Here is a 26,092-nt window from a genome sequence, read left to right as displayed (position 1 = left end):
TGTTTTATTGTTATAATAAAGTGCAATCGATTACACAAATATAAAAGTTTTTTTTTTATTACAAAATTTATTTTCAATAATCTACCTAATGTAAAACACAATTATAGCTTTTTTTGTTTTACATGAGTATACTTTAAAACTATTATAAATATCTGTTAATTTTCTGTCAATGAAAAAAATATGACAAAACTATACTGACTGTATAAAAAATTGTATATATTTGGTAATCGATTACATTATTTTAACTAAAACTAAAAAACATGAAACAAAAATTACTTTTAATTATTTTGCCGATACTGTTTTTTGCGGCAACTTTACAAGCTCAAGATAAGGTTTGGGACTTCGGTGGTTCTGATACTGTTAATTGGGGTCCAGATGCAACAGGTGTTGCTGATAACGAAGTAAGGGATAACCTGGGTATATATATGGGTACTACTTCAACTTCAAATATTGGTATAATTGATAGTTCTAATGGATCTGTAAGTAATTGGCAAACCGCTGGTGATATTGATGGTTACAGTTCAACTACCCGTTTTAAATTCAATGGGGATTCTGGTATTTCTGATCTTGGAGGTGGAGTTTTACAACCATCAAAAAGGTATATTTATTTTGCTGTTACTGGTGCCTGCACAGTAAAATTATGGTTAAGGGGCAGCTCTGGGCGAACTGTTTATTTGTCTGATGACTCTTTTGTTCCATTTGGTTCAGTACTAATTCCTGCTTCAGGATATGTCATTGAAACTGTCAATTACACAGGAGGCTCTGGGAATATTTATATTTATGATGATGCTGCTGTTTATTTATGTAAAATGGTTGTTTCTCCTGCAAGCTCAATAGGAACTACTGGTCTTGTTCTGAGTGCTGATGATTTTAAATCGCAAGTTTCAACAAACATGAGAGCCGTAGGTAATAGAATTTATGTGTCAAACGTAAAAACAAAAACCGAGGTTAATATTTATAGTATTACAGGTGCATTGGTTAAATCCTTTAAAACAAATTCAGATACGGATTTCACTTTTAGATCAGGATTATGGATAGCAACCTTAAAAACAGTTGATGGCCAAAAATCAGTTAAATTATTGACTCATTAACTCTAGAAAAATAAATAGTATTAATATTAGTTTAAAAAGGATATCCATATTATTTCGGATATCCTTTTTTATTATAAAAAATATTTTTGTGACATGAAACTTTTAAACTATTCTGTAATCGCTTTTGCTTTAATCGTTTTCCCTACTTGTTCTCAAGCACAAAATATGGATAATGATAGCATTGATAAAAAATATACCATACAAAATTGTGTCAATCATTTTAATGGGAGCTCGGTAGTTAAAACCAAAGTAGGGTATCAATATTGGTTTGCTGACAAAGATTTTTTGGATGGCAGAACACTTAAAATGAGTGTTGTGAAACCACATGAAGCCACACATGCACCTCACAAGCATCCTGAAGATGAATTCTTTTTTGTGTTGGAAGGTACAGCTGAATTTTATCTGGATGGTCAAACAGTTGTTTCGGGACCGTATACCAGTTTTTATTGCCCTTCGAATGTTGAGCATGGTATCAAAAATGTTGGGGATACTGAACTAAAGTATTTGGTAATAAAAAAATACGAAAAGAAGTAATGCTAGCATTTTAATAATCTTAACAACATAAATAATTCAATAATAAAATAAAGATGAAGTTTTTTAAATGTCTTTTGCTAGTTACATTAATGGTATGTACTCATGTAAATGCTCAAGTTCATGATAAGTCCTGGCATAGTATAACCCTAAAAAAAGAAGGCAGTTGGTTTGCCTCACAAGAAGCAAAGGATATAGCTGAAAATGTATTGTTGTATCAACGGGATATTGGTGGCTGGCCCAAGAATATCCAAATGCAAGAGCCATTGACCAGCAAGCAAAGGCAGGATTTAATAGCTTTAAAAAGCAGCACCCAGGATGTTACAACAGATAATGGCGCTACGGTTCAAGAAATGATTTTTCTTTCAAAAATATATCGTCAAATACCAGATGAACGTTATAAAACCGCTTTTCTTAAAGGGGTTGACTATCTTTTAGAAGCTCAATATGATAATGGTGGCTGGCCTCAATTTTATCCTCTAAAAAAGGGGTATTACACACATATTACCTATAATGATGATTCCATGTTTAATATTTTGAGTCTTTTTAAAAACTTAAAAGAAAATACAGGAGCATATTCCATAAAGCCAACACAAGAAACCATTGATAAAATCAAGCTTGCTTTTGATAAAGGTATTGATTGCATTTTAAAAACCCAATACAAACAAGATGGTGTTTTAACGGCGTGGTGTGCACAGCATGACGAAAACACCTTTGAACCAGCTAAGGCAAGAGCCTATGAATTACCTTCATTAAGTGGTGCGGAATCTGCAAATATTGTTTTGTTGTTGATGTCTATTGAAAACCCTTCGGAAGCTATTAAAAAATCAATTGAAAGTGCCGTTAACTGGTTTGATAAGGTCAAAATAACTGGAATCAGGGAGTTAAGACAGTTTAATGAGAAAGGACGTATCATTGATAAAAAAATAGTTAAAGATGACACAGCTCCTCCAATATGGGCACGTTTTATGGAATTGGATGATAACAAGCCATTTTTTTGTGATCGTGATGGCATCAAAAAATATTCATTGGATGAAATAGGCCCCGAACGCAGAAACGGATACAAGTGGTACACAGATGCTCCTAGTAAAGTATTGGAAGAGTATAAAAAATGGGTAGAGAAATACGGCATGGTTTCTTCTGAAAACAATACGCTCAAATCACCAAAAGACGACTACAATATGGTTGTTGCCAAAGATGGTACGGGTGATTTTACCAGTATCCAAGAGGCTATTAACAGCGCCAAGGCGTTTCCCTATCAGCGCGTTATCATCAACATAAAAAATGGCACTTATAAAGAGAAAGTTCACGTCTATGCTTGGAATACACAGGTGTCATTAATAGGGGAGAGCAAAGCGAAAACCATTATAACCTTTGATGACTATTTTGATAAAATTGATTTAGGCAGAAACAGCACCTTTCACACATCGACATTATTAGTAGAGGGCAATGATTTTGTAGGTAAAAATCTAACTGTTGAAAACAGTTCGGGAGAAGTTGGACAAGCGGTAGCGTTATCGGTTAATGCCACACGTTGTTATTTTGAAAATTGCTCTTTTCTTGGGTTCCAAGATACCGTCTATACAGCTGGAGAAGGATTTAAGCAGTATTTTAAAAATTGCTATATAGAAGGTAGCACGGATTTTATTTTCGGGGAGGCAACGGTATTATTTGATACTTGCGAAATTCACAGTAAAACAAATTCATTTATTACAGCAGCTTCAACACCTCAAAATCAAGAATTCGGGTATATTTTTAAGAACTGCAAGCTTACAGCAGATGAAGACGTAGCGGATGTTTACCTTGGAAGACCTTGGCGTATCTATGCTAAAACCGTGTTTATGGATTGTGATATGGGGTCTCATATTAGGCCTGAAGGCTGGAACAATTGGTCCAACAAAGAAGCAGAATCCACAACGTTTTATGCTGAGTACAATAATAAAGGAGCGGGGTATAGACCTCAAAGTAGAGTTGGGTGGTCGCACCAATTAACCAAGCGAGAAGCCAAAAAATACACCACGGAGAATATTCTTAAATCAAATTCTAAAAACACATATAAAAACTGGTATTAAAAATGACAATTAAAACAAACATTATTTTAGGTATTGCATTATGTATAGCAACAGCATGTACAGCTCAAAAATCAACTATTTACTGTATTGGCGATTCCACTATGGCCAACAAAAAAAATACTGATGAAAACCCAGAACATGGTTGGGCACAGGTTCTTCCGCAGTTTTTTAAAAATACAGTCACCATTGATAACAGAGCCGTCAATGGAAGAAGTACTAGAAGCTTCATTGATGAAGGACGCTGGGATGCTGTGCTCAAAACCTTAAAAAAGGGGGATTATGTTCTCATTCAGTTTGGACATAATGATCAAAAGGAAAATGACCCTAAGCGTTACACCAATCCGCATACGGCGTATCGTCATAATTTAATCCGTTTTGTGACAGAAACTAGGGAAAAAGGAGCTACTCCTATTTTGCTATCGTCCATTGTCAGGAGAAATTTTAATGAACAAGGAACCTTGGTTGATACACATGGAGACTATCCTTTGGAAACCAGATTGGTAGCCCAACATTATGATGTCCCCTTTATTGACCTCCAGTATTTAACGGAACAAATGGAAGAATCCTATGGGGTTGAAGGCTCAAAAAAACTACACTTACACTATAAGCCAGGAGAAGTAGCATATTATCCTGATGGAAAAGATGATGATACACATTTGTCTAAATTGGGTGCAACGACTGTAGCGGGACTTGCTGTGGGTGAATTAAAAGTAAAAGTGCCAAGTTTAAAGGAATATATTAAGTAATTGGGCTTTTTACAGCTCAATTACTTTGTGTTCTTCATTACTTTTTAAGGCAGCTTCAATTATTGCAATGACCATCATGGCATCCTCTGCTTTAACTGATAAGCGGGTATTATGTCTGATAGCATCAAAAATAGTGTCAAAATATTCCATATAGTTTCCGGTTAAGGTAGGTATGGATTCCTTGATGGTTTTTCCGTCTTTCTCAATATGCAACAACCCTTGTTCTGTAACGGGCTCCTTGCCCCAGTTTTTTGAATCTGGACTTTTGCCAGCTTGAAGGTCTGCTTCCTGAACATCTGCCTTTGACTTTATAAAGGAACCTTTTTTTCCATGCAAGATATAACCAGGAAGTGGTTCACGAACATAATAACTGGATTTAAGTATAACACGATGGGATGGATAAAATAATTTCAAATCAAAATAGTCACCCACTTGTGAGTTTGGGCGATAAGAATCCAAATCTGCAAACACGGCAACAGGCATCCCAAACAATACCAATGCTTGATCAATAATATGTGAACCTAAATCATATAAGCTTCCTACAGCAGCTGTTGGTGTTTCCTTATGGATTTTATAGCTTAATTTTGGGTCATATCGGTCGTAATGGAACTCTGCTTCAATGATTTCTCCCAATAAGTCTTCCTTGAGTATTTTTTGAACGGTTTTAAAATCGCTATCATAACGCCGGTTATGGTATACGGAAATAACAACATTGTGTTCTTTAGCCAGTTGAATTAATTCTTTAGCTTCCTTAACAGTTGCCGTAAATGGTTTTTCAACGATCAGGTGTTTGCCAGCTTGTATGACTTTTTTAGAAAAGTCATAGTGTGTAATGTTGGGCGTATTTACTATAACCAACTCAATGTTTTCGTCAGCGAGCAAATGTTCCAAAGAACGAAATGTTTTTATCCCAGGATATTGTTTTTGGGCATGGTTATTTGTTCTTTCAAGAACACCATACAAATTAAATTTGGGATTTGCTGAAATAAAAGGCGCATGAAACAATTTGCCACTCATTCCGTAAGAACATAAAGCGGTATTAATTGGTTTCATGCAGTCTTTGTTTTTTTATACTCCAAAAATAAGCTTAATTTTTGACAATTATTTTATCAACAACACCTTGCGCGGTAAACGCTTTTATCAAATACGTGCCTTGGCTTAAATTAGACAAATCAATAGCTTCTGTATGGTTATCAATCGATTTCACCATAACACCTAACAAGTTATAGATTGTTACCTTTTCTATTTTAACTTTTGAGGATATATGTAGATAATCTTTAACTGGATTTGGATATAGTTTTGCAGCTAGCTTACCAATATCTTCCAAACCTAAGGACGCATACACAACACTCATGTAATATAAGTTAGCTACATCGGTTTTTGTAATGCTATGGGAACCACTTGGAATTGTTAAAGTGAGTAAACCGTTAGTGGCGTTGTAACTTGTACCATCTATTTTAATACGTCCAGAAAATCCATCATTAAATACCAGTGTCAACGTGCTTTCAGCTGTTGTGCTAAACGAGATGTTTGTAGTGGATTCAATTTTTAAACATTGCGTTAATGTCAAGCTGTTGTAAATTACAGTTCCTTTGCTAGTAGAAAGACTTGCTTCAATATTAAAACTGAAAAATGTACTATTTAAGCCGGATTCTGTAAAGTTTTGAATTTCGTCCCCAGAACCAACAGCGCCTTCTGTTGGGGTTGCAGAATCTACATTAGATTCAACAGAACCATCTGCTACGACCCAATAGTAATAGGTGTTATCGTTAGTTACAGAGTTGTCCACATAACTCAAAGTGCTAGGATCTGATATGGTTGTTATACTTGTTCTTCCAGAAGGGTCAGAATCTGTATCTCTAAATACTTCGAATGATGAAGCTGAAAAATTATTTACTGTCCAACTTAAACTGACCATGCCATCACCAGCACTAGCTGACAATGCTACGTCTGGATCTGGTCCGGCATCACCCTGAACACAAACCAAGGTTGTTTGATAACCAGAAAGAGCTGCTTTAAGAGGCGCATTTACAGTATAGGAGGTGTCGTCAACACTATTATCAAAGGTCCAATTAAAATCACCACCGTTCATACGTCCAGCATATTGCATGACATTGGTTTTTGCCACTTCTGGAGTATCAACAACCAGATTTTTAACATATAAAGCAGGATCTGTATCAAAGTTGTTATAAGTGTTTCCGCCTTGTTTTGAGCTAATGCTGCTGCTGACAGTTTCACCTCTGGTAGATGCTACATACGCATCAAATTCAACAGGATAGTTGGTTGCGTTATAAGAAACAAATCTGGTTTCGCCAGTTATGGAATTATTATATGCTTTAATGGTTCCGCCATCTTCACTTGAAAATGTACCGCCAGTGCCATAAAAAATATCAGTGCCTTGCATAGAGGTCAACATAGGGTATTTACAATGTCTGAAATAATTGTTTTCCACAAAAACAGATGAACCCATGGTAGAACCCACTCCATACTTGGCATTTCCATCATAATAATTATTATAAACGTGAGCAGAGTAAAAACGCACTCGAGGGTGACGTGAATCTGAGTGGTCATACCAATTGTGGTGGTAAGTTATGTAAAGTCCAGTAGTTGAGTTTTCGCTTAAGCCCAAAAGGTTACACTTGCCTGAATCCCAGAAATGGTTATAAGAAAATGTAACATAGGTTGATCTTTTGCAATCCAATGCGCCATCACCTTTTATTTGATCAGCATCACTGCCTGCATCACCATAAAAAAAGTCGCAATTGTGTACCCATATATAATCATTGTCTTGTTGTAATCCAATATTATCACCTTCGGCACTGTTACAGTTCATGGTTCCAATATTACGGATTTCAATATTGCTTGCGTTCTTAATTCTAATTCCCCAGCCATCAGCAACGGCATCATCACCAACACCTTCAAAAGTAATATAGCTTGAAGTATTATTTTTGTTTTCAATAACGATATCCCCGTTGAGCATATAATCAAGATCCGTGATTTGTCCAACCAGCCTAACTATCAATGGGCGATTGTCATTGCCCTTCTTAAAACCATCCAAAATGGTTTGTAAGCCAACACATGGATTGGAATTGGCACCCGTAACGTTTAATGAAATCGTGTTTTTGTTATTTTCTGTTATGTATAAAATTACAGCACCTGATTTTGGTGTCCCGTCTGCATTGTAAGCTCCAGGAATTCGTCCATTTGCAAATGCAAAGCCATTACGGTCATGTGCTAAAACGGTTATTGTACCAGTTGTTGCTTCAGTGCCTTCAACACCTGATATCACTGGAACTATTTTGATGGTGTATGTGCCAGCTTTAAGGCCCAGTATATCCGCACGGCTATATCCATCATAACAACGGATAAGTTGATTATCAATTTTTTGGTTGGTAACACCTTCACCAGTGTAATATACATTGTAACTTTCAGCTCCTGAGATGGGTTCCCATTTTACATAAGCCGATTCAAACCAACCACCACTTTCCGTAATGGTAACCGATTGCGCATTCATATTTAAAGTGGCAAACAGTATGGTTAAGCAAACAAGTAATTTTTTAAGCATTTTAAATAGGCATTTAGTTTTAAGTTTAGTTTGACAATTCTCTTACTTTTATTGTAATTATTTAAATAAACAAATAAATGTAATCGATTACACAAATATATGTATTTTTTTGACATGGTGTTTATTTTAACAATAAAAACGTTATAATCAATCAATTCGACGTTGAACTAAAAAATACTCTGCCTCCATAAGAGCACATAATTGTAGTTATTAAAAAAAATGATTATAATCCAATATTTGGAATATTTGAATTTAAGTCAATTTGAAATCATTATATTTATTGTGCAATAGATTACACACCATGAAAAAAACATTAATAAACTTTAGTTTTATTTTTTTACTCTTAATTTTAAATTCCTGCAGTGCCCAAGATTCAAGCAAACCAGAACCCATAATACTAACTCCAACAGAAAATTTGTTTGCTAAAGGTGCAGATGTGGGATGGCTTTCGCAAATGGAAGCAACAGGCTACAAATTTTATGATGCTGATGACTCGCAGAAAGATTGCCTGCAATTGTTAAAAGACAGGGGTATTAACACCATACGCCTTCGTGTATGGGTAAATCCATCCAACGACAAAGTGAGTGGGCATTGCAGTAAAGAAGAAACAGTGGACATGGCCGTTAGGGCACATAACATGGGAATGCGAATCATGATTGATTTCCATTACAGTGATTCATGGGCAGATCCAGGAAAGCAGAACAAACCGGCTGCTTGGGCAAGCCATTCGTTTGAGGAGTTGAAAACGGATGTTTATAACCATACCTATGATGTTTTGAGAGCCTTGAAGACAGCCGGCGTAACACCGGAGTGGGTTCAGATAGGTAACGAAATTCCCGGTGGTATGCTGTGGCCAGACGGTAGTTCCTCAAATTTTGGTCAGTTGGCCCAGTTGTTGAACAAAGGTTATGAGGCAACTAAGGCGATAAACAGTTCTATTAAAGTAATTGTACACATTGACCGAGGGAATGACAATGCACTGTTTAGATGGTTTTTTGATGCCGCTAAAAACAATGGTGTAAAATATGACGTTATTGGTATGTCTTATTATCCGTATTGGATAAAAAGTGATTACACGGCTACCATTGCAGATTTAGAAAACAATTTAAAGGATATGGCTTCAAGATATAACAAAGAGGTTATGGTTGTTGAAGTAGGAGGGGATTATACCTTGGTGGATAACACGTATAACATGTTGGTTGCTGTTATTAAAGCTGTTAAAAATGTGCCCAACAACAAGGGCTTGGGCGTTGTTTATTGGGAACCGGAAGGTGAGAAAAGTTGGAGTGGTTATCAATTAAATGCTTGGCAATCCAACGGAAAGCCTTCACTGGCTTTAGATGCTTTTAAAAATTAGTCAAAAATATTTTTTCAGTTGTAAAGGACTATTCGAAATATAAGGTATTCATGAATGAAAACTAATTTTCTGAAAAAGCACCAAAACTCCAATTAAAGTTATAATCATAATTATATTTATAATTTTATAGAAAATCTCAATGTAAGATATATTTATGAACGCAACTTTAATTTTAGTCATTGTAGCATCATATTTTGGTGTTTTAATGTTGATATCACATTTCACATCAAAAAACAGAAGCGATGAAACATTTTTTACGGGTGATAGAAAATCACCTTGGTTTTTGGTGTCATTCGGTATGGTTGGTGCGGCACTGTCTGGTGTTACGTTTGTGTCAATCCCGGGGATGGTTGGAAACAACAATTTTTATTTTTTTCAATTTATCTTGGGAAATGTAGTTGGGTTTGTATTTATAACCTTTGTTTTAATTCCACTGTATTACAAGTTGAAATTGGTTTCCATTTATGGCTATTTAAAGGAACGATTTGGGATAAAAACCTATAAGACTGGTTCGTTGTTTTTTTTGGTCTCACAATCTTTTGGGGCTGCCTTAAGGTTGTTGTTGGCAGCAAAAATCCTGCAGTTTGCTTTGTTTGACACGTATCATATTCCGTTTTTTTTAAGCGTCATTATTATATTGGTATTGGTTTGGCTCTATTCCAATAAATCGGGTATTAAAACAATTGTTTGGACAGACACTTTGCAAACCACATTTTTGATTTTAGGAGCAGTGGTAACTATTTATTCCATTACTACATCGTTGCACTTATCATTTGCCGATAGTATTCATGAAGTTGTAAATCATAAATATTTTAAGGTGTTTAACTGGGACAACAAATCTGGGAATAATTTTTACAAGCAGTTCATTTCAGGAATTTTGATTGCCATTGCCATGATAGGTCTGGACCAAAATATGATGCAAAAAACGCTGACCTGCAAAAACCTTTGGGACGCCCAAAAAAATACGTTGGTTTATTCTTTAATACTGGCAATTACCCAGTTTTTGTTTTTGGGCTTAGGCGTTTTACTATATGTGTATGCGAAAGAACAAGGCATTTCATTGCCGGTTGATGCTAACGGAACGTTTTTAAATACCGATACCTTATTTCCCAATTTGGCACTTAATTATTTGGGTCAAATAGCCGGAATCAGTTTTTTGATAGGAATCATAGCCGCATCATTTTCAAGTGTAGACTCAGCATTAACAGCATTAACCACGTCTTTCACCTATGATTTTTTAGATATCTCACACAAATCAAGCAAGGAAAAGAAAATATTAAAAAACAGAGTTCTTTTTGGATTTTCAACGGTTGTTTTTATCATCATCATGGTGTTTTCAAATAGTAGAGGTGATGTTATTTCACTCATATTTAAAGTGGCTGGCTATACATATGGGCCTTTATTGGGCCTTTATCTGTTCGGAATGTTCTCCAAAATAAATGTTAAGGATGTATGGGTCCCAGTAATTTGTGTATTGGCACCGTTGGTAACCTACGGATTAAGTGTGTATTTCAAAACCACTCATAATTTTGATTTTGGGTTTGTCAGTATTGCAGTCAATGCCCTATTGACAGGTTTTGGATTGATATTGGTTAAAAAAGCAAAGTAAATTCATCAAATTAAAGATGGGACTAAAAGAAACGCAAAGCACCCTATAAGTGTTTTTAAGACAAGCCCTTTTATAAGATGCTTATTGTTTCTTTTCTACTAACCAACCATTAATCATTTACTTTGAAAACTTTTTCCAAAATGGTATCCATCAAGCACCACTTGGTTAATGATGATTGTAATAAATTGGCACCTACAAATGCTGTAAACCAAAGCCAGTTTTGGTTGACGTAAACGGACAATATTAGGCTTATTAAGATAAAACTTCCGGCTACACCTCTTACAATTCTGTTTTTCATGATATGAATATTTTAATTTGATTTTTCTATGTTCAAAACTGCCATATGAATATGTGACAGTGTTTTTTGTTGTTCATTAAAATTATTGATGAGCTCAAACAATAAATCAACATTTTCTTTTTTGACAAATGCATAAAACAAAATGGATTCTGTTTGGTTCATTTCGTATGAAAACCAATTGGATTCCACAGCATCTTCAGTACTGTCTCTATAGCCTGTAACTTCTCTAAAGGAGAATGTTTTTACGTCCGCTTTTTTTAACTGGAGCTTAATATCTTTTTCAAACTCCTTGATGGCCGTTATAATAACTAGTTTCATATGTTTAAATAGTTTCGTTTTCTTTAGGTTCATCTTGCTCTTGTTTTTCCCACTTTTTACGTTCAACGATATAATAGATTAGTGGCACCACAATTAAAGTGAGCAATGTAGATACAATGGCGCCTGCAACCAATGAGATGGCTAATCCTTGGAAAATTGGATCAAATAAAATGATGGAAGCACCAATAACCACTGCACCTGTTGTGAGTAAAATGGGGGTTGTCCTTACAGCTCCGGCATCAATAATAGCTTGTTTTAAAGGGATGCCGTCATTAAGCCTGATTTCAATAAAGTCAATTAGCAATACTGAGTTCCGTACCATAACGCCAGCCAATGCAATCATGCCTATAAATGAGGTTGCCGTGAAAAAGGCACCCAAAAGCCAATGGCCCAATACGATACCTACTAATGACAACGGAATGGCTACCATCATGACCAATGGGGTTTTAAAGTTTTGAAACCAACCAACTATGAGCATGTAAATAATGACTATCACTATTAAAAAGGCGGTTCCTAAATCACGGAATACTTCCAAGGTTATTTGCCATTCACCATCCCATTTTACGGTAAAATCGGTTTCTTCAGAAGGTGAACCCATATACAGTTCGTTGATTTTATAACCTTTTGGCAGATTTATTTTTTGAAGTTTTTCGTTCATTCCCAAAATGGCATACACAGGACTTTCTAATTCGCCAGCCATATCAGCCAAGACGTAAACAACCCGTTTTTGGTCCTTTCTGTAAATGGTTTTTTCTAAGGTTTCTTTTTTAACGGTAACAATATCACTTACTGGAACCAAGTTTCCTTTTTGCCCTTTTATTTTTAAATTTTGAATATCCTGTAATGATGTTTTGTCTTTGTCATCTAAAGACATGACTATACTTACATTGTCATCTGAGGTTTCATCATATAGATTGGCAATAGGATATTCTTTTAATAAATAAGTTAAATTGCCTACTACCTGTTGGGGCGCAATGCCGTTTAGCATGGCTTTTTCTTTATCCACTTCCAATTTGTATTCGGTTTGATTGTCCTCTACCATCCAATCGGTATCTACAACATCTGTTGTGTTTTCTAAAATAGCTTTAACCTGGTCAGCTACTTTAATCTGTTCTTCATAATTGGGGCCACCATACACTTCGGCAACTAATGTAGACAGTACAGGAGGTCCTGGTGGAACTTCAACAATTTTTACGTTGGCACCATATTGTTTGGCTATTTTTTGAATGTTTGGCCGTACTATCTTGGCAACGTCATGACTCTGTAGATCCCTGTCTCCTTTGTGCAATAAATTTACTTGTATATCAGCCATATTACTACCGCCACGTAAATCGTAATGACGCACCAATCCGTTAAAGGTAATAGGCGATGAAGTACCAATATAGTTTTGATAATCTACTACCTCTGGAATGGTTGTGATATATTGGGCAATTTCCTTGGTAACAACTGCTGTGCGCTCTAAGGTAGTCCCTTCGGGCATATCTATCACGACCTGAAACTCATTTTTGTTGTCAAAAGGCAACATTTTTACAGCAACCGATTTGGTAAAGAACATCAATACAGAACCTAGTAGCAATACCAATGTGACGATAAACATGATGTTGCGTTTTTTGGAGTTGTCCAAAAGCGGTTGTTCAATCTTTTTGTATAGTTTGTAAATCCAGCTGGTATCTAAACCTTCCTCTTCTTTATGTGCCTGTGTGTCTTTTTCACGTAATAAGTGATACCCCAAATATGGGGTTACGGTAAGAGCCACAAACAATGATAATATCATGGCAATAGATGCACCAATGGGCATCGGGCTCATATAAGGCCCCATCATACCCGATACAAAGGCCATTGGTAAAATAGCTGCAATAACGGTAAAGGTTGCCAAAATGGTGGGGTTTCCAACTTCATTAATGGCATAAATAGCTGCTTGCTTAAATGGTAAGCGCTTCATTTTAAAATGCCGGTGCATGTTTTCGGCAATAATAATACTGTCATCTACCACTATACCAACCACAAAAACCAATGCAAACAAGGTAATTCTGTTCAAGGTATACCCAAGCATATAATAAGCAAACAAAGTCAATGCAAAGGTTAATGGCACTGAAAAGAATACCACCAAACCACCACGCCAGCCCATGGCCAACATAACCAATAAGGTTACGGCCAATATGGCAACACCAAGGTGCAATAACAACTCCCCAACTTTATCAGAAGCTGTTTCACCATAATTTCTGGTGACATCAATATGGACATCATCTGGAATTAAAGTTGATTTTAAGCGGTCAATATGCTCTAGTATCTTTTCAGATATTTTCATGGCATCGGCACCTTTTACTTTTGAAACCGAAATGGTTACAGCAGGATAGTCAGATTTATGCTCTTTAAAGTTGGTATTGGCTTTTCCATAACCAAAAGACACATAACTATTAGGTGATGATGGTCCGTCTTGAACCGTTGCTACCTGTTTTAAATACACGGGCATGTTTTGATTGACGCCAACCACCAAATTCTCAACGTCTTCAGCCGTTTCCAAAAAACGTCCTGTAGTGATTAAATACTCCGTATCATTATTAATAAAACTTCCAGATTGAGAACTGCTATTGTTGGCTTTTACCATTTGCATGATTCCCAATGCATCAACACCATTACCAGCCATTTTATCCTTATCAAGAATTAGTTTTAATTCCCGGTTTCGGCCACCAATAACCTTGGTAATGGATACGTCTTTTACTTTTTCAATTTCCGAGGTAACCTCTTCAGCTATTTGGCGCAATTGGTAATCGTCATAGGTTGAACTCCAGAGTGTGAGACCAAGCATGGGCACATCATCAATAGAGCGCGTTTTTACCATAGGTTTGTAAACGCCCTCAGGAAACATGTTTTCATGCTTCATCAACTCGTCATACAACTTAACATAAGACCGTTCGGTGTCCTCGCCAACATAAAACTGTACCACCATCACGGCCTGACCGTTCATGGCCATACTGTGTATATGCTCAACACCTTTAATGTTTGAAATAACTTTTTCCAAAGGCTGAACCACCCGGTTTTCAACCTCGGTTGGATTGGCACCCGGATAGCCAACCATCACATCGGCCATGGGCACATTAATTTGAGGTTCCTCCTCGCGGGGGATGAGGAACGAACTATATATACCAATTACCATTAAGCCAATCATCAATAAAATGGTAAGCTTTGAATTGATAAAAAAATGGGCAATCTTACCTGAAATTCCTTCTTGCATGGTTATTTATTTTTTGGCGTTTTAATAGGCTTTCACCAGTCGCTTTTTATGCTTTCAGCAAAAAAGAGCTCCAACAATGGTTCAATCCTTAACGCGTTTTTTAATTATTGAATACTTACTTTAGCACCGTTATACAATTTTCCTTCAGCAGAAATAATGTACGATTCATTGGCCGACAAACCAGATAACACCTCTACTTGATCACCAAAGGTTTTTCCTAAGCGCAGCCAACGCAACAGGGCGGTGTTGCTTTCACTAACGGTATAAATTCCATAAAGCTGACCTTTGGTTACCAAAGCTTCGCTAGGTATTAAAACCATGTCTGTTTGTTGTTGCTTTTCCAAAGGAAATTGAACCGTTACGAACATGCCCGACAAAATGGATGTTTTGGTTTTGTCCAAAGCTATTTTAACCACATATTGTCCACCGGTATTTTTGGCAGATGTACTTATTTCAGTTACGGTTCCAGCTATTATCTCGTTAATGGATTTTACAAAAATCTTAACCGCTGTGCCTGAAGTTATTTTTGAAATCTCACTTTCAGGAACCATTGCAGTTACCTCAAAATTGCCTGGAGATTCCATGGCAAGTAATGGCATGCCTGGATTGGCCATATCGCCGTCTTTGATGAATTTTCCTGTAATGACACCGTCAAAAGGTGCTCTTATGTTGGCATAGGCAAATTGGGCTTCTACTTCATTTTTCATTTGTTTGGCACCTTCCAACCTGGCTTTTGCCATATTGTAATGCGCCGTCATGTCGTCCAACTCTTTTTGCGAAGCACTGTTTTCGGCAAACAGATTTTTGTAACGGTTATAATCTTTTTCAGCATTATTAAAAGCAGCAGTGGCTTCCATAATACTAGCGTTCACTTGGGATAGTTTGGCCTGCAAGTCTGCATTGTTAATAGCTATCAAAAGCTGTCCTTTTTTTACTTTGTCGCCAATGTTTACGGGCAAGTTGGTAACAAATCCCATCATACGGGTGCTTAAATTGGCACTGTTAACGGCTTGGATGGTTCCACTGGCCGTTAAAAATGAATGGTTGCTGTTTTCATTTACGGCACGAACTTTAACCGGAATGGGTGTGTTGTCTTCCATCGTTTTTTTGTCATCACTGCCACAGCTTACTGTTAAAAAACTAAGTGCTAAAAGTGTTATTGTATATATCTTTTTCATGGTTATGTTATTCTTTGGTTAAAAATTGTAAGTATGCTTGCGCATAGTTGTATTCAAAAATGGTTTGGTAGTATTCTAGTTGTTTTTGGGCAAATTGTGTTTCGGCCATCAATAGGTCGGATGTTTTTTCCAAGCCTTCCTTAAAGCGGTTTGTTCTAATCCGTAAGGATTCATGCGATTGTTCCATAGCTAGTTTTGATAGCTTTAATTTGTTTTCCGCATCAATAAACATTCGTTTGGCTTTATTGAGTTCTAACTGGCTTTGAGATACGTATTGCTCATATTGAAGTTTTGATTTTTCATATTCCGCTTTACTTTTTTGAGCTTTTCCAAAGCGCTTAGTGCCATCTAAAATAGTCCAGCTAAGCTGTGCACCAATTAAATAGCCATTGGCATTGCCCTGAAATACTTGATCATCATAAAGCTCATAACTTCCAAAGGCATTCAACGTTGGAAGAAACGCCACATTATCTGCTTTATGCATGCTTTGGTATGCGTTTGAAGCTAGTTGCATGGCTTTGATATCGGCACGATCTTCAGAAACTTGAGATGCCGTAATTAAACCCAACGTGTTTACCGTTAAGCTGTCGGTTGGTTTTAGAACGGAGCTTGTATAGTTATTCATTAGAAATGACAAATAGTTTGAAGCGTTCTCAATATTACTTTTGGCCATTTGTAACTGATTTTTAACTTCGGAAACCCGAACTTCAACCGCCAATACATCGGCACGTTGCAAATACCCTTGCTTATAGCTGTTGTCGGCCAATTGCTGATTGGATTCAGCAGCTTTAAGAGCTTTTTCAATTACATCTTGCGCTTTGTAAGCCAATTGCAGTTGCATATAGGCTTTATTGACTTCAAACACCAAATAATCACTGGTTCTTTCTGTTTGTAAATTCATGGCCTCCATTTTATTTTTCGCGGCTTTACGTTGGTACAAACCATCAAGGTTTATTAGTGGTTGTTTAACTTCAAAACGCGTTGCAAAATTTTGGGTTTTATTGGGGTCGTTCAACAAGGCCGGATTAAAATCATTGGCAGTCAATATCTCTTGGTTTAATTTAGAGCCAAAAGCCATTAAAGGATTGGTTGTTGAAATGGCCGTATGCGATACCGTTATGTTAGGCAGAAAAATAGCATTGGTCTGTCTGTAGTCTGCTTTGGCTTGATTAAAATCTGACTCTGAAATTTTTATGGTTTGGTTGTTTTCCAATACCTGGCTTAGAACATCGTCCTTAGATATAGGAACGACCTCTTGTGCATGAATTAAAGAAACAACACTAAAAAAATAAAAGGTTAATATGCTTATGTTATTTTTCATAGATGAATTATTTAACACGGCAAAAGTATAACTGTAGAAAATGTTTGTTAGTAACTAATGTTACTTAACAAAAAAAGTAATCTTTAATGTTAAGATTGCTTTTAAATTGAGTATGGGTTTTTATTTTGAAAGCTTATTTAAACCTTCAAAAATAATATCTTGTTTGGTTAATGCTTTTATTTAATTTCAAGTTTTATAGCATGACTTTTTAATCCTTTTGATGTCGCTTTAACCAACAAGTCGCTTTGGTTGTTGTTTGAACCTACAATTACCATCGCTTTTCCATAAAAAAGTTTTATGGTGTTTGATTGAAATGGAGCAAATGATTGCGGATTACCGTTTCCTACGCCAGCAATATGAGCATCACCTTTAATTGAAATATTAATGTTGTTGTCAGCCAGCGGACATAAGTTTCCTTGTTTATCAACGGCCTCAATTAAGATATAAGACAGGTCTTTGCCATTCGCATCTAGTTCTGTTCTGTCTGCTGTTAGTTTTAATTGATAAGGTTTGCCAGCTGTTTTGACAACGTTGGTTTCAATTTCAACGCCGTTTTTATAGGCTACGGCTTTTACTTCGCCTGGTTGATAAACAACATCTTTCCACATTAACCTAAATCTCTCAACTGAGTTTTTGGAATCTGGTTTTTTATATTGCTTGCCTTGTGATTTTCCATTGACAAAAAGCTCGGCGCTATTACCATTTGTATATACAAACACCGGAATGGTGTCACCTTCTTTTCCTTCCCAATTCCAATGTGGCAAGATATGGACGGTAGTCTCTTCTGGTTTCCAATAGCTTTTGTACAAATAATATCGATCTTTAGGAATGCCTACCAGATCAACAATGCCAAAATATGAACTTCTGGAAGCATCTTTATCAGTCATGCCCATTTTTTTGACTTCTTGGTTGGAATACGGTGTAGGTTCGCCTAAATAATCAAATCCTGTCCAAACAAATTCGCCGGCAACATACGGTTCATCTTGTTGCCACATAAAATCGTCATCAGATATTTCGGCCCATGCTGGAGCATTTAAATCATACGAACTTACTTGTAAGGACTTGGTGAAGTCTGTTTTTTTATCAGGTAAAGGAAATTCATAAAACCCGCGTGTACTGACCGTTGAAGCAGATTCACTAATGATAACGGATTTATTAGGCTCCAATTCTCTGGCCAAGCGATACCGTCTGCCATAGTTCCAACTGTGCACATCATAATAGTCAAAATGTCTTAAAGCGGCACTTTGCATATTGTCATTCACCAAAGTTACAGGTCTTGTGGGGTCATATTTGTCTACATAGTTGACCATGGTGTGCAAGCGTTGGAATCCATTATTGATGTTGTTTTGAACATCTCCAATTTCGTTGCCAACACTCCAAATAAAAACACAAGGATGGTTACGGTCCCTAACAACAAAGTTTTTGATATTTCTGTGTGCAAAATCTTCAAAATTAGTATCGTCTGTAATATCTATTTTAGCATCGTATTTATCAAAAGCCTCATCAAACAATAATAAGCCCATTTCATCACAAAGATCCAATAGCTCTGGTGCTGCAACATTATGACTGTTTCTCACGGCATTCACTCCCATTGATTTCATGATTTCTAGTTCTCTTTGCAGAGCTCGTTTATTGAAAGCCATGCCTAAAGGCCCTAAATCACTGTGCAGATTAACGCCTTTTAATTGTACACGTCTTCCATTTAAGTGAAACCCGTCATCTGCAGTAAATTTAATGTTCCTAATTCCAAATTTTGTTATTTCACTATCGGACAATTTATTGTCAATGAACACGTTGGTTTTAACTGAATACAATACGGGGTTTTTAATATCCCACATTTCAGGGTTGGGCACTTGAAGGGTTACTTCTAGGTTTTTATCTTTTCCTGATAAAACGGTTCTTGAAATGCTATCTCTATCAATTTCGTTACCATTGCTGTTTACAATAATGTGCTCTATCTTGACCTCTTGGTCGCTCTTTGACTGGTTTAAAATAATTGAACTGATTCTAACATCTGCCAAATTTTCTTTAATAATTGGTGTTGTAATGTAAGTTCCCCAGATATTAACATGAACGGGATTTGTTACAATCATTTGGACTTTTCTATAAATGCCACCGCCAGGATACCATCTGCTGTCATGCTGATGTGTATCGGCATGAACGGCAAGGATGTTTTTTTTGTCGAAATTCAAAAAATTGGTAATATCAATATAAAATGAATTATAGCCGTAATCCCATTCACCAGCTAAGTTACCGTTGATGTAAACTTTTGGAAATGCCATGACACCATCAAATACCAGAATGACTCGTTTGTTTTTATAAGATGGTTTTATATCTAAAATCTTTCTGTACCAGCCTTCTGCTTTCCAAGGTAATTTGCCTGTATTGCCATCGCCATCTTTAATAAAAGGTTCGCCTATAGCCCAATCATGTGGGATTTTTACGGTTTTCCATTGGGTGTCATCGAAAGTTATTTGAGAAGCATTCTCTGGATTTCCTTTTATGAATTTCCAATCGTTTTGAAGATTGATTGTTTCCCTAACTTGAGCATTCGATGTTAAATTGCTGAACAGTGCAAAAAGCAGCAAAAAGGCGAGTTTGTAAGCTTTGATAGTCATTAGATTCAATTTTGATAAAAATAATAATCTAAAAATACAACACATCAGCCTAAAAGCCTTTCTTTTTTGAATTATTAAGTGTCTTGAATATCATATTTTAACAACCTTAAGGCATTTAATACCACCAGTAACGTGGATCCTTCATGGCCTACTACGGCAGGGCCGATGGCTATTGTTCCCATAATGGTCATTGGGACTAAAATTGCCACCATTCCCAAACTGATAACCAGGTTTTGTTTTATGATCTGTTTTGCTTTTCTGCTTAAACCAATTGCAAATGGAAGGTTGCTTAGCTTATCAGCCATTAAGGCAATATCGGCCGTTTCCAAAGCAACGTCTGAACCGGCTGCTCCCATTGCAATACCTACGGTGCTTTTGGCCATAGCAGGCGCATCGTTTACACCGTCACCAACCATGGCAACATTTCCTTCCTCTTGTTTTAATTGTTCTATGGCTGTTACTTTGTTTTCAGGCAATAAACTGCCCATTGGGTCAGTGATTCCAATATGTTTGGCGATTGCATCGGCTACTTTTTGATTGTCTCCAGTTAGCATAATCATTCGCTTAATGCCCATTTTTTTCAAAGTAGCAAGGGTTGAAATAGTTTCTGGACGAGCAATATCCATAGCCGATACAATTCCTAAATACGTGTTGTTTTGATAAACGATCATGGCGGTGTGTCCTCCAGATTCCAGTTCAGACATTTTCATGTCAATTTCATCGGGAACTTTGTTTCCTGTCAATCCTTCAAAAAGTCTTCTGTTGCCAATGTGGATTAAACTATTTTCAAAGTTAGCTTGAATTCCTCTGGCAGTTAAAGATTTTAGGTTTTCGGCTTTTGGAATGGGTGTGTTTCCCAGTTGTTTTTTCCCACCTTCAACTATGGCTTCAGCCAGAGGATGGTCACTTAAGGCTTCCACCGCCACGGCAATTTGCAATAGTTGCGATTTGGTAGTGTTCCCACATGGAATGGCATGCGTTAATGTTGGTTTGCCTGTTGTGAGCGTTCCTGTTTTGTCAAAGGCTATTGCTTTTAATCCGCCTAAATCCTCGAGAGGACGACCACCTTTAATTAACACCCCATGGCGTGCAGCACGGGCAATTCCGGCCAATACGGCACTTGGTGTAGAAATGGCCAGTGCACAAGGTGAGGCTGCAATTAATACAGACATTGCTCGGTAAAAACTTTGTTGAAAGGTTTCGTTTAAAACCAGAAAACCGAATATTAAAAAAATCACTAAAACTAAAACTGAAGGCACATAATATCTTTCAAATTTATCGGTAAGTAGTTGTGTTGGTGATTTTTGTGTTTCCGCTTCTTTAACCAGAGTAATCAGTTTTGAAAGTGTACTATCCTTGGCTTCTTTTAATACTTTAATTTCCAGTGCGCCACTACCATTAATCGTGCCGGCAAAAACACGATGCTCTGGAAGCAGTTTATTGATGTCATTTTCATTTTGCCAATTTTGGTTAGGTTGTTTATCAACAGGTATGCTTTCACCGGTAATGGAGGCTTGGTTCACAGCGCTCGTTCCTTTTATAACAACTCCATCGGCTGCAATTTTTGAATTTGGTTTTACTACAATAATATCTCCCAGTTTGAGCTGTTCAATATGTATTTCAATCAATTCTCCATCACGTTTTAATAAAGCCATTGGAGGAGTTAAATCAGAAAGTGCCGTAATGGACTTTCTGGCCCGTTTCATAGCATAATGTTCTAGCGCATGGCCTAAACTGAACAAAAAAAGTAGCAAAGCTGCTTCTGCCCATTTTCCAAGTATGGCGGCTCCAATTGCAGCAAAGAGCATGAGAAAATCGATTTCAAATTTTCCCTTAAGTAAATCCTTGCTGGCTGTGATTAAAGTAAAAACACCCCCAAAAACACCTCCTATAATGTAAAGACCAGTTGAAAGGTAATCTGGTGTCATGTTTATAAAGGAGAAAATAACGCCTAATATCCAGAATATACCACTGAGTATAGCAAAATAGAGCTCAGTATTTTCGCCAAAAAACATTAGGCTGTTAGACTCTGGTTGACGAGTTTCTTTATTTAGCTTCTGCTCACTGTTTTTTGGTTTATGAATAGTCAAGCCTATTTTTTTTACGGATTCAATTATCTCAGATTGATTAGTCTCATTACCATCCCATTCCAATTGTACGAGTCCTAACTTTGAAACAGAAACATGGTTTATGCCTTTTTCTTGACTCAAAATTCGCTCAATTTTTTGAGTTTTCAAAGGATGTTTACTATTCTCTATTTCAAACTCTAGTGTATTCATTTTCACTTTAAAAAACACATTTGAGTGTTTTTATATTTTGATTTAGTAAGAACTAAATATAACAGTTGAAGGTGGATTTAAACATGACTTTTGTTAGCTGTAAAGCGTGTTTTTTGAGCATTAGAATTATGGCGTTTTTAAAATATAAACAACAAAAAATCAAACGATTATGGAGGTTGAAGTGCTTTTCAGATGTTTTAATTTTAGCCGACTATAATGACCATTTTTAGTTTGAAACACCGATTCGCTTCATTAGTTTCAACTTTTTAATAAAGAATTTATCTTATTGCTATTGTTCCATTAGGAAATTAATAACTGGTATCATCCAGTTTTACTTTTCCATAAAAGGTCTTGTATAGAAAAATAAAATAGCCAGCAAGTAAGGGGGAACCAATAAGTACAATGGTTAGCATAATTCCTAATGATTTTTGAGAGGACGCAGCATTATAAATGGTTACACTATGCTCTGGATGAATTGTAGAAGGCAGTAATACTGGGTATAATTGAAATGCAACCAACATAAGCAAAAATGCCATTGTTAAGGATGAAAAAATAAGCGCATATAAATATTTCTTTTTTGAAACTAATCTTGGAACATTAGCAACCGCTAAAAAAGCTAATATGGGAAGTATAAAAAACTCTGGTGTTTCTTTAAAATTATCGGTCACCCCAGGAATGAATATTAATGTGTATAAGGATGTTATGGAAAAACTTATTATGAAAAAGATCATTCCTTTTTTTAATAGAAAGGTTATTCTTGCATATAAACGTCCTTCAGTTTTTAGTAATAAGAAAATAGCACCTTGTGTCATAAATAACGATAATGTGGTAAATCCTACCATGATGGCATAAGGATTTAAAAAAGAAAAAAAGATGCCTCCTTCATAAGTAAAACCTGGACCAATATCAAAGCCTTGCAACACGTTTCCAAGTACAACGCCCAACAAAAAAGCAATCAAGGTATTGGACGCAAAATAAATGATGTCCCACGTTTTTCGCCACCAGAGCATTTCTTCGGCACTTCTAAATTTAATAGCTGCAGAACGTAAAACAAGTAACATTAAAAACAGCATAAAAGGGATATACATAGCAGACAGCATGGTAGCATACATGACTGGAAATCCAGCAAATAAGGCACCACCGCCGATAATAAGCCATACTTGATTGGCATCCCAAATGGGGCCAATGGCATTGATTGCTATGCGTCTGCTTAAATCTTTTCTTAAAAATAAATGCCATGCACCCGCACCATAATCAAAGCCTTCTAAAATAGCATAACCAGAAAACAGTAACCCAACTACTAAATACCAAAGTGTGGGATAATCTATGCCTAAAAACGTTTCCATGTGATGTTTTTTAAATAATTTCTAATGGATTTTCGGCTTCATCATAAGGACCATGTTTTATTTTTTTATTCAAAGAATATAAAAATAACACTAATAATAAAGAGTATACTACAGCAAATAACACTAATGAAAACATAATTTGATTGGATGACACTTCTTGGGAAAACCCCTGACTTGTTCTTAAATGCCCATAAACAATCCAAGGTTGTCTGCCAATCTCGGCGGTAAACCAACCAACTTGGTTGGCAATTTGTGGCAAAATAACCGAAAAAGAGAAAATCCACATAAGCCATTTTTTATCAAACAGTTTGCCTTTCCACCATAAAAAACTGGCATATAATGTTAGTGCAATTAAAAATAAACCGATAGCAATCATAATATGATAAAACTGAAATACCGCATTCACTTGTCCTGGTCTGTCTTCTTTTGGAAATGCATTTAAACCTGTTATGGGCGCTTCAAAATCTTGATGTACTAAAAATGATAATCCGCCGGGAACTGATAATCCGGTTACTTTTTGGTTTTCATTGTCAACCCAACCAAAAAGATATAAATCTGCAGGTGAAGATTTTTCGTAATGCCCTTCCATGGCGGCTAATTTTGCCGGTTGATTTTTGGCAACACCATCGGCTGAACTATGTCCAGAAACAAGTTGAGTTAATGAAATAATGGTAGCTACAACCAATGCAATTTTAAAGGCTTTTTTAGAGATTTCAATATACCTGCCTTTTCTAATATAATAGGCATGCACACTCAAGACCAAAAAGGCTCCGGCTAAAAAAGCACCTTGCCATGTGTGAATGATTCTGTCAACGCTTGATGGATTAAAAATCATAGCCCAAAAATCGGTGACCTCAGCTCTCGCACTTAAACCTTCACCAACAATATGATACCCGGCAGGGGTTTGTTGCCAACTATTGGCAACTACAATCCAAACGGCTGAAAACATAGAGCCTAAAAACACGCCAACAGTTGAGATAAAATGGACTTTAGGTGATACTCTGTTCCACCCAAAAATTAAAATGCCCAGAAAGGTACTTTCCAGTCCAAAAGCAAACAAGCCTTCGGCAGCAAGTGCGCTTCCAAAAATATCACCTACATATTTTGAATACACAGCCCAGTTGGTGCCAAATTCAAATTCCATGATGATGCCAGTTGCCACACCAATTCCAAAAGTAATAGCGAATATTTTTAACCAAAAACGGGTTAATATTTCATAGGCTTTGTTGCCTGTTTTCAAGTACAGGCCTTCCATAATTACCATGATCAATCCAATGCCAATACTTAAAGGCGGGTATATGTAGTGAAAGGCAATTGTGAAAGCAAACTGTATTCTTGCTAAAATTTCAGTATCCATAGAGATTTTTTAAGAACAACTAACTGATCTTGGTTTTAAGTAAGAACCATAGCTTACTTTGTTGTTAATAAATACAAAATTACTAAATAGTAAAATGGTTAGAATTAAAATCGAGATAAGTTTCTGTTAAAGGCCCTCAAATGATTATTAGAAGCAAAAATCAGTTTGGAATACACATCTTTAATTTCAGTGTTAGATGTGTTTTTTAAAGCTTTCTCCAAATCCTCTATGTCAGTGACTTCTATCAATTTGCCTACTTCTAAAGCGTCTTGTCTTGATTTAGAACCTTTTTCAATTAAATCATTATACAGTTTTTGTAAATCTTTATTATAAAAAACGCCTTGTTCATCACTTAATTGATAGCTTATTTTATTGGAATTAAGTAAATATTCCATCATATCCATATGGTGTTGCTCACTTTGCTTGATATTGTTAAAGACTCTTAAATTCCACGTGCTGTCTAAAAATTCATAAACATCACGAGCCATTTTTTCTTCCTCAAGCATGTATTTCATGTCTGCAACTTCTTGATTTGAGGGCATGTTGTCTTGGCTAAAAATTTTTATTGATAGTACGAGAGAAAAGATGACAGTTGTTCTAAAGGTGAATATGTTCATGACTTTTCGGTTTAATTGTTTTTTATTTAGTAAATGTAATTCTATAGTTTTTAGTGGTAAGTAACCTCTGTTACTTTGGGCATGAAAAAGTTGAAATTCATATTGTATGATATCACTTTTTTTAGTTAAAAGATTTAACTTTGCGCCGTTGAAAATAGCTACTACCATATTACCTTTTGTGCTAACAATAACCATGTTGTTCAATAGCTTACAACTGTCGTTTACGTATGCATATTATTATTTGGACAAAACCGATTTTATTGCGATGCTTTGCGTAAACAAGGACAAACCCGAAATGCATTGTGATGGTAAGTGCCAATTAATGAAAGTTGCTCAAAACAATAATGCAAATACAGATAAGGTTCCAACTAAGAACTTTAATTTAAAAGAAGTCATTTTGTTTGTTGTTGAACAAACCACTTATGCTTTTTTAAACAACCCGCTTGAAAAATCTGAAAAAGGATATTATAATAATCTATATGCATTTTCAGCAATGTCCGTTTTAGACCATCCTCCGCAAGCATAGTTCCATTTTTTATTTTTTTAAACCAAAA

At 36.1% G+C, this 26,092-nt stretch carries 19 protein-coding genes; 7 read left to right on the top strand and 12 right to left on the bottom strand.

Annotated elements, in window-relative coordinates; translation table 11 throughout:
* The first annotated feature begins 260 nt into the window (after window positions 1-260).
* From IEW94_RS00385 to IEW94_RS00370, 4 genes are all read left to right on the top strand, one after another.
* A complete protein-coding gene (locus tag IEW94_RS00385) occupies window positions 261-1,091 on the top strand; it encodes a T9SS type A sorting domain-containing protein (protein WP_188649284.1) in 831 nt (276 codons plus the stop codon).
* Between the two features lie 93 nt (window positions 1,092-1,184).
* Window positions 1,185-1,625 carry a cupin domain-containing protein gene (locus tag IEW94_RS00380; protein ID WP_229669405.1) on the top strand — a complete coding sequence of 147 codons (441 nt, stop codon included), beginning with the start codon at window positions 1,185-1,187 and terminating at the stop codon, window positions 1,623-1,625.
* An 89-nt stretch (window positions 1,626-1,714) separates the two neighbouring features.
* On the top strand, window positions 1,715-3,694 hold the full coding sequence (gene pelA / locus IEW94_RS00375) for a pectate lyase (RefSeq protein WP_229669404.1): 1,980 nt from the start codon (window positions 1,715-1,717) through the stop codon (window positions 3,692-3,694).
* A 2-nt stretch (window positions 3,695-3,696) separates the two neighbouring features.
* The gene (locus IEW94_RS00370; protein WP_188649282.1) at window positions 3,697-4,440 is read left to right on the top strand and encodes a rhamnogalacturonan acetylesterase; all 744 of its coding nucleotides are present in this window, start codon (window positions 3,697-3,699) and stop codon (window positions 4,438-4,440) included.
* 9 nt (window positions 4,441-4,449) lie between these two features.
* Here the strand turns inward: IEW94_RS00370 and IEW94_RS00365 are convergent, their stop codons facing one another.
* Window positions 4,450-5,493, bottom strand: coding sequence for a Gfo/Idh/MocA family oxidoreductase (locus tag IEW94_RS00365; RefSeq protein WP_188649281.1), 1,044 nt, complete (start codon window positions 5,491-5,493; stop codon window positions 4,450-4,452).
* Window positions 5,494-5,527: 34 nt separating this feature from the next.
* Window positions 5,528-8,005, bottom strand: a complete 2,478-nt coding sequence (locus IEW94_RS00360; protein WP_188649280.1) for a pectate lyase family protein — start codon at window positions 8,003-8,005, stop codon at window positions 5,528-5,530.
* Window positions 8,006-8,306: 301 nt separating this feature from the next.
* Here IEW94_RS00360 and IEW94_RS00355 point away from each other — a divergent pair, with 301 nt between their 5' ends.
* A complete protein-coding gene (locus tag IEW94_RS00355) occupies window positions 8,307-9,362 on the top strand; it encodes a glycoside hydrolase family 53 protein (protein ID WP_188649279.1) in 1,056 nt (351 codons plus the stop codon).
* A 154-nt stretch (window positions 9,363-9,516) separates the two neighbouring features.
* Complete coding sequence (locus tag IEW94_RS00350) at window positions 9,517-10,971, top strand: sodium:solute symporter (protein ID WP_188649278.1); 1,455 nt, start codon at window positions 9,517-9,519, stop codon at window positions 10,969-10,971.
* Window positions 10,972-11,080: 109 nt separating this feature from the next.
* Here the strand turns inward: IEW94_RS00350 and IEW94_RS00345 are convergent, their stop codons facing one another.
* The 10 genes from IEW94_RS00345 to IEW94_RS00300 all read right to left on the bottom strand — a co-directional run bounded on the left by IEW94_RS00345 (window position 11,081) and on the right by IEW94_RS00300 (window position 25,538).
* Window positions 11,081-11,269, bottom strand: a complete 189-nt coding sequence (locus IEW94_RS00345) for a YgaP family membrane protein (RefSeq protein WP_188649277.1) — start codon at window positions 11,267-11,269, stop codon at window positions 11,081-11,083.
* 12 nt (window positions 11,270-11,281) lie between these two features.
* On the bottom strand, window positions 11,282-11,587 hold the full coding sequence (locus IEW94_RS00340; RefSeq protein ID WP_188649276.1) for a hypothetical protein: 306 nt from the start codon (window positions 11,585-11,587) through the stop codon (window positions 11,282-11,284).
* Window positions 11,588-11,591: 4 nt separating this feature from the next.
* Window positions 11,592-14,822: an efflux RND transporter permease subunit gene (locus IEW94_RS00335; protein WP_188649275.1), complete on the bottom strand. Its 3,231-nt coding sequence runs from the start codon at window positions 14,820-14,822 to the stop codon at window positions 11,592-11,594.
* Between the two features lie 104 nt (window positions 14,823-14,926).
* Window positions 14,927-16,000, bottom strand: a complete 1,074-nt coding sequence (locus IEW94_RS00330) for an efflux RND transporter periplasmic adaptor subunit (protein ID WP_188649274.1) — start codon at window positions 15,998-16,000, stop codon at window positions 14,927-14,929.
* 7 nt (window positions 16,001-16,007) lie between these two features.
* Entirely contained in the window at window positions 16,008-17,321 is a 1,314-nt protein-coding gene (locus IEW94_RS00325; protein ID WP_188649273.1) for a TolC family protein, read from the bottom strand.
* Window positions 17,322-17,497: 176 nt separating this feature from the next.
* Window positions 17,498-19,939: a glycoside hydrolase family 2 TIM barrel-domain containing protein gene (locus IEW94_RS00320; protein WP_188649272.1), complete on the bottom strand. Its 2,442-nt coding sequence runs from the start codon at window positions 19,937-19,939 to the stop codon at window positions 17,498-17,500.
* Between the two features lie 74 nt (window positions 19,940-20,013).
* Window positions 20,014-22,218, bottom strand: a complete 2,205-nt coding sequence (locus IEW94_RS00315) for a heavy metal translocating P-type ATPase (protein WP_188649271.1) — start codon at window positions 22,216-22,218, stop codon at window positions 20,014-20,016.
* 308 nt (window positions 22,219-22,526) lie between these two features.
* Window positions 22,527-23,564 (bottom strand): cytochrome d ubiquinol oxidase subunit II, encoded by a 1,038-nt coding sequence (gene cydB, locus IEW94_RS00310; RefSeq protein ID WP_188649270.1) that lies wholly within the window; start codon window positions 23,562-23,564, stop codon window positions 22,527-22,529.
* A 10-nt stretch (window positions 23,565-23,574) separates the two neighbouring features.
* Entirely contained in the window at window positions 23,575-24,921 is a 1,347-nt protein-coding gene (locus IEW94_RS00305) for a cytochrome ubiquinol oxidase subunit I (protein WP_188649269.1), read from the bottom strand.
* A 104-nt stretch (window positions 24,922-25,025) separates the two neighbouring features.
* Window positions 25,026-25,538, bottom strand: a complete 513-nt coding sequence (locus IEW94_RS00300) for a ferritin-like domain-containing protein (RefSeq protein ID WP_188649268.1) — start codon at window positions 25,536-25,538, stop codon at window positions 25,026-25,028.
* A 106-nt stretch (window positions 25,539-25,644) separates the two neighbouring features.
* Here IEW94_RS00300 and IEW94_RS00295 point away from each other — a divergent pair, with 106 nt between their 5' ends.
* Window positions 25,645-26,064, top strand: a complete 420-nt coding sequence (locus IEW94_RS00295) for a hypothetical protein (RefSeq protein ID WP_188649267.1) — start codon at window positions 25,645-25,647, stop codon at window positions 26,062-26,064.
* Window positions 26,065-26,092 lie beyond the last annotated feature (28 nt).

It is taken from the genome of Yeosuana aromativorans (assembly GCF_014646655.1).
In the GTDB taxonomy this organism is placed as follows: Bacteria; Bacteroidota; Bacteroidia; order Flavobacteriales; family Flavobacteriaceae; genus Yeosuana; species Yeosuana aromativorans.
The sequence above is the reverse complement of the archived record's forward strand: the minus strand, read 5'-3'. Positions and strand labels throughout refer to the sequence as shown.

Excerpts from the sequence above, each read along its gene's own strand:
- IEW94_RS00385 (WP_188649284.1), top strand. The coding sequence starts at position 261 with ATGAAACAAAAATTACTTTTAATTATTTTGCCGATACTGTTTTTTGCG.
- IEW94_RS00380 (WP_229669405.1), top strand. The coding sequence starts at position 1,185 with ATGAAACTTTTAAACTATTCTGTAATCGCTTTTGCTTTAATCGTTTTC.
- pelA (WP_229669404.1), top strand. The coding sequence starts at position 1,715 with ATGGTATGTACTCATGTAAATGCTCAAGTTCATGATAAGTCCTGGCAT.
- IEW94_RS00370 (WP_188649282.1), top strand. The coding sequence starts at position 3,697 with ATGACAATTAAAACAAACATTATTTTAGGTATTGCATTATGTATAGCA.
- IEW94_RS00365 (WP_188649281.1), bottom strand. The coding sequence starts at position 5,493 with ATGAAACCAATTAATACCGCTTTATGTTCTTACGGAATGAGTGGCAAA.
- IEW94_RS00360 (WP_188649280.1), bottom strand. The coding sequence starts at position 8,005 with ATGCTTAAAAAATTACTTGTTTGCTTAACCATACTGTTTGCCACTTTA.
- IEW94_RS00355 (WP_188649279.1), top strand. The coding sequence starts at position 8,307 with ATGAAAAAAACATTAATAAACTTTAGTTTTATTTTTTTACTCTTAATT.
- IEW94_RS00350 (WP_188649278.1), top strand. The coding sequence starts at position 9,517 with ATGAACGCAACTTTAATTTTAGTCATTGTAGCATCATATTTTGGTGTT.
- IEW94_RS00345 (WP_188649277.1), bottom strand. The coding sequence starts at position 11,269 with ATGAAAAACAGAATTGTAAGAGGTGTAGCCGGAAGTTTTATCTTAATA.
- IEW94_RS00340 (WP_188649276.1), bottom strand. The coding sequence starts at position 11,587 with ATGAAACTAGTTATTATAACGGCCATCAAGGAGTTTGAAAAAGATATT.
- IEW94_RS00335 (WP_188649275.1), bottom strand. The coding sequence starts at position 14,822 with ATGCAAGAAGGAATTTCAGGTAAGATTGCCCATTTTTTTATCAATTCA.
- IEW94_RS00330 (WP_188649274.1), bottom strand. The coding sequence starts at position 16,000 with ATGAAAAAGATATATACAATAACACTTTTAGCACTTAGTTTTTTAACA.
- IEW94_RS00325 (WP_188649273.1), bottom strand. The coding sequence starts at position 17,321 with ATGAAAAATAACATAAGCATATTAACCTTTTATTTTTTTAGTGTTGTT.
- IEW94_RS00320 (WP_188649272.1), bottom strand. The coding sequence starts at position 19,939 with ATGACTATCAAAGCTTACAAACTCGCCTTTTTGCTGCTTTTTGCACTG.
- IEW94_RS00315 (WP_188649271.1), bottom strand. The coding sequence starts at position 22,218 with ATGAATACACTAGAGTTTGAAATAGAGAATAGTAAACATCCTTTGAAA.
- cydB (WP_188649270.1), bottom strand. The coding sequence starts at position 23,564 with ATGGAAACGTTTTTAGGCATAGATTATCCCACACTTTGGTATTTAGTA.
- IEW94_RS00305 (WP_188649269.1), bottom strand. The coding sequence starts at position 24,921 with ATGGATACTGAAATTTTAGCAAGAATACAGTTTGCTTTCACAATTGCC.
- IEW94_RS00300 (WP_188649268.1), bottom strand. The coding sequence starts at position 25,538 with ATGAACATATTCACCTTTAGAACAACTGTCATCTTTTCTCTCGTACTA.
- IEW94_RS00295 (WP_188649267.1), top strand. The coding sequence starts at position 25,645 with ATGATATCACTTTTTTTAGTTAAAAGATTTAACTTTGCGCCGTTGAAA.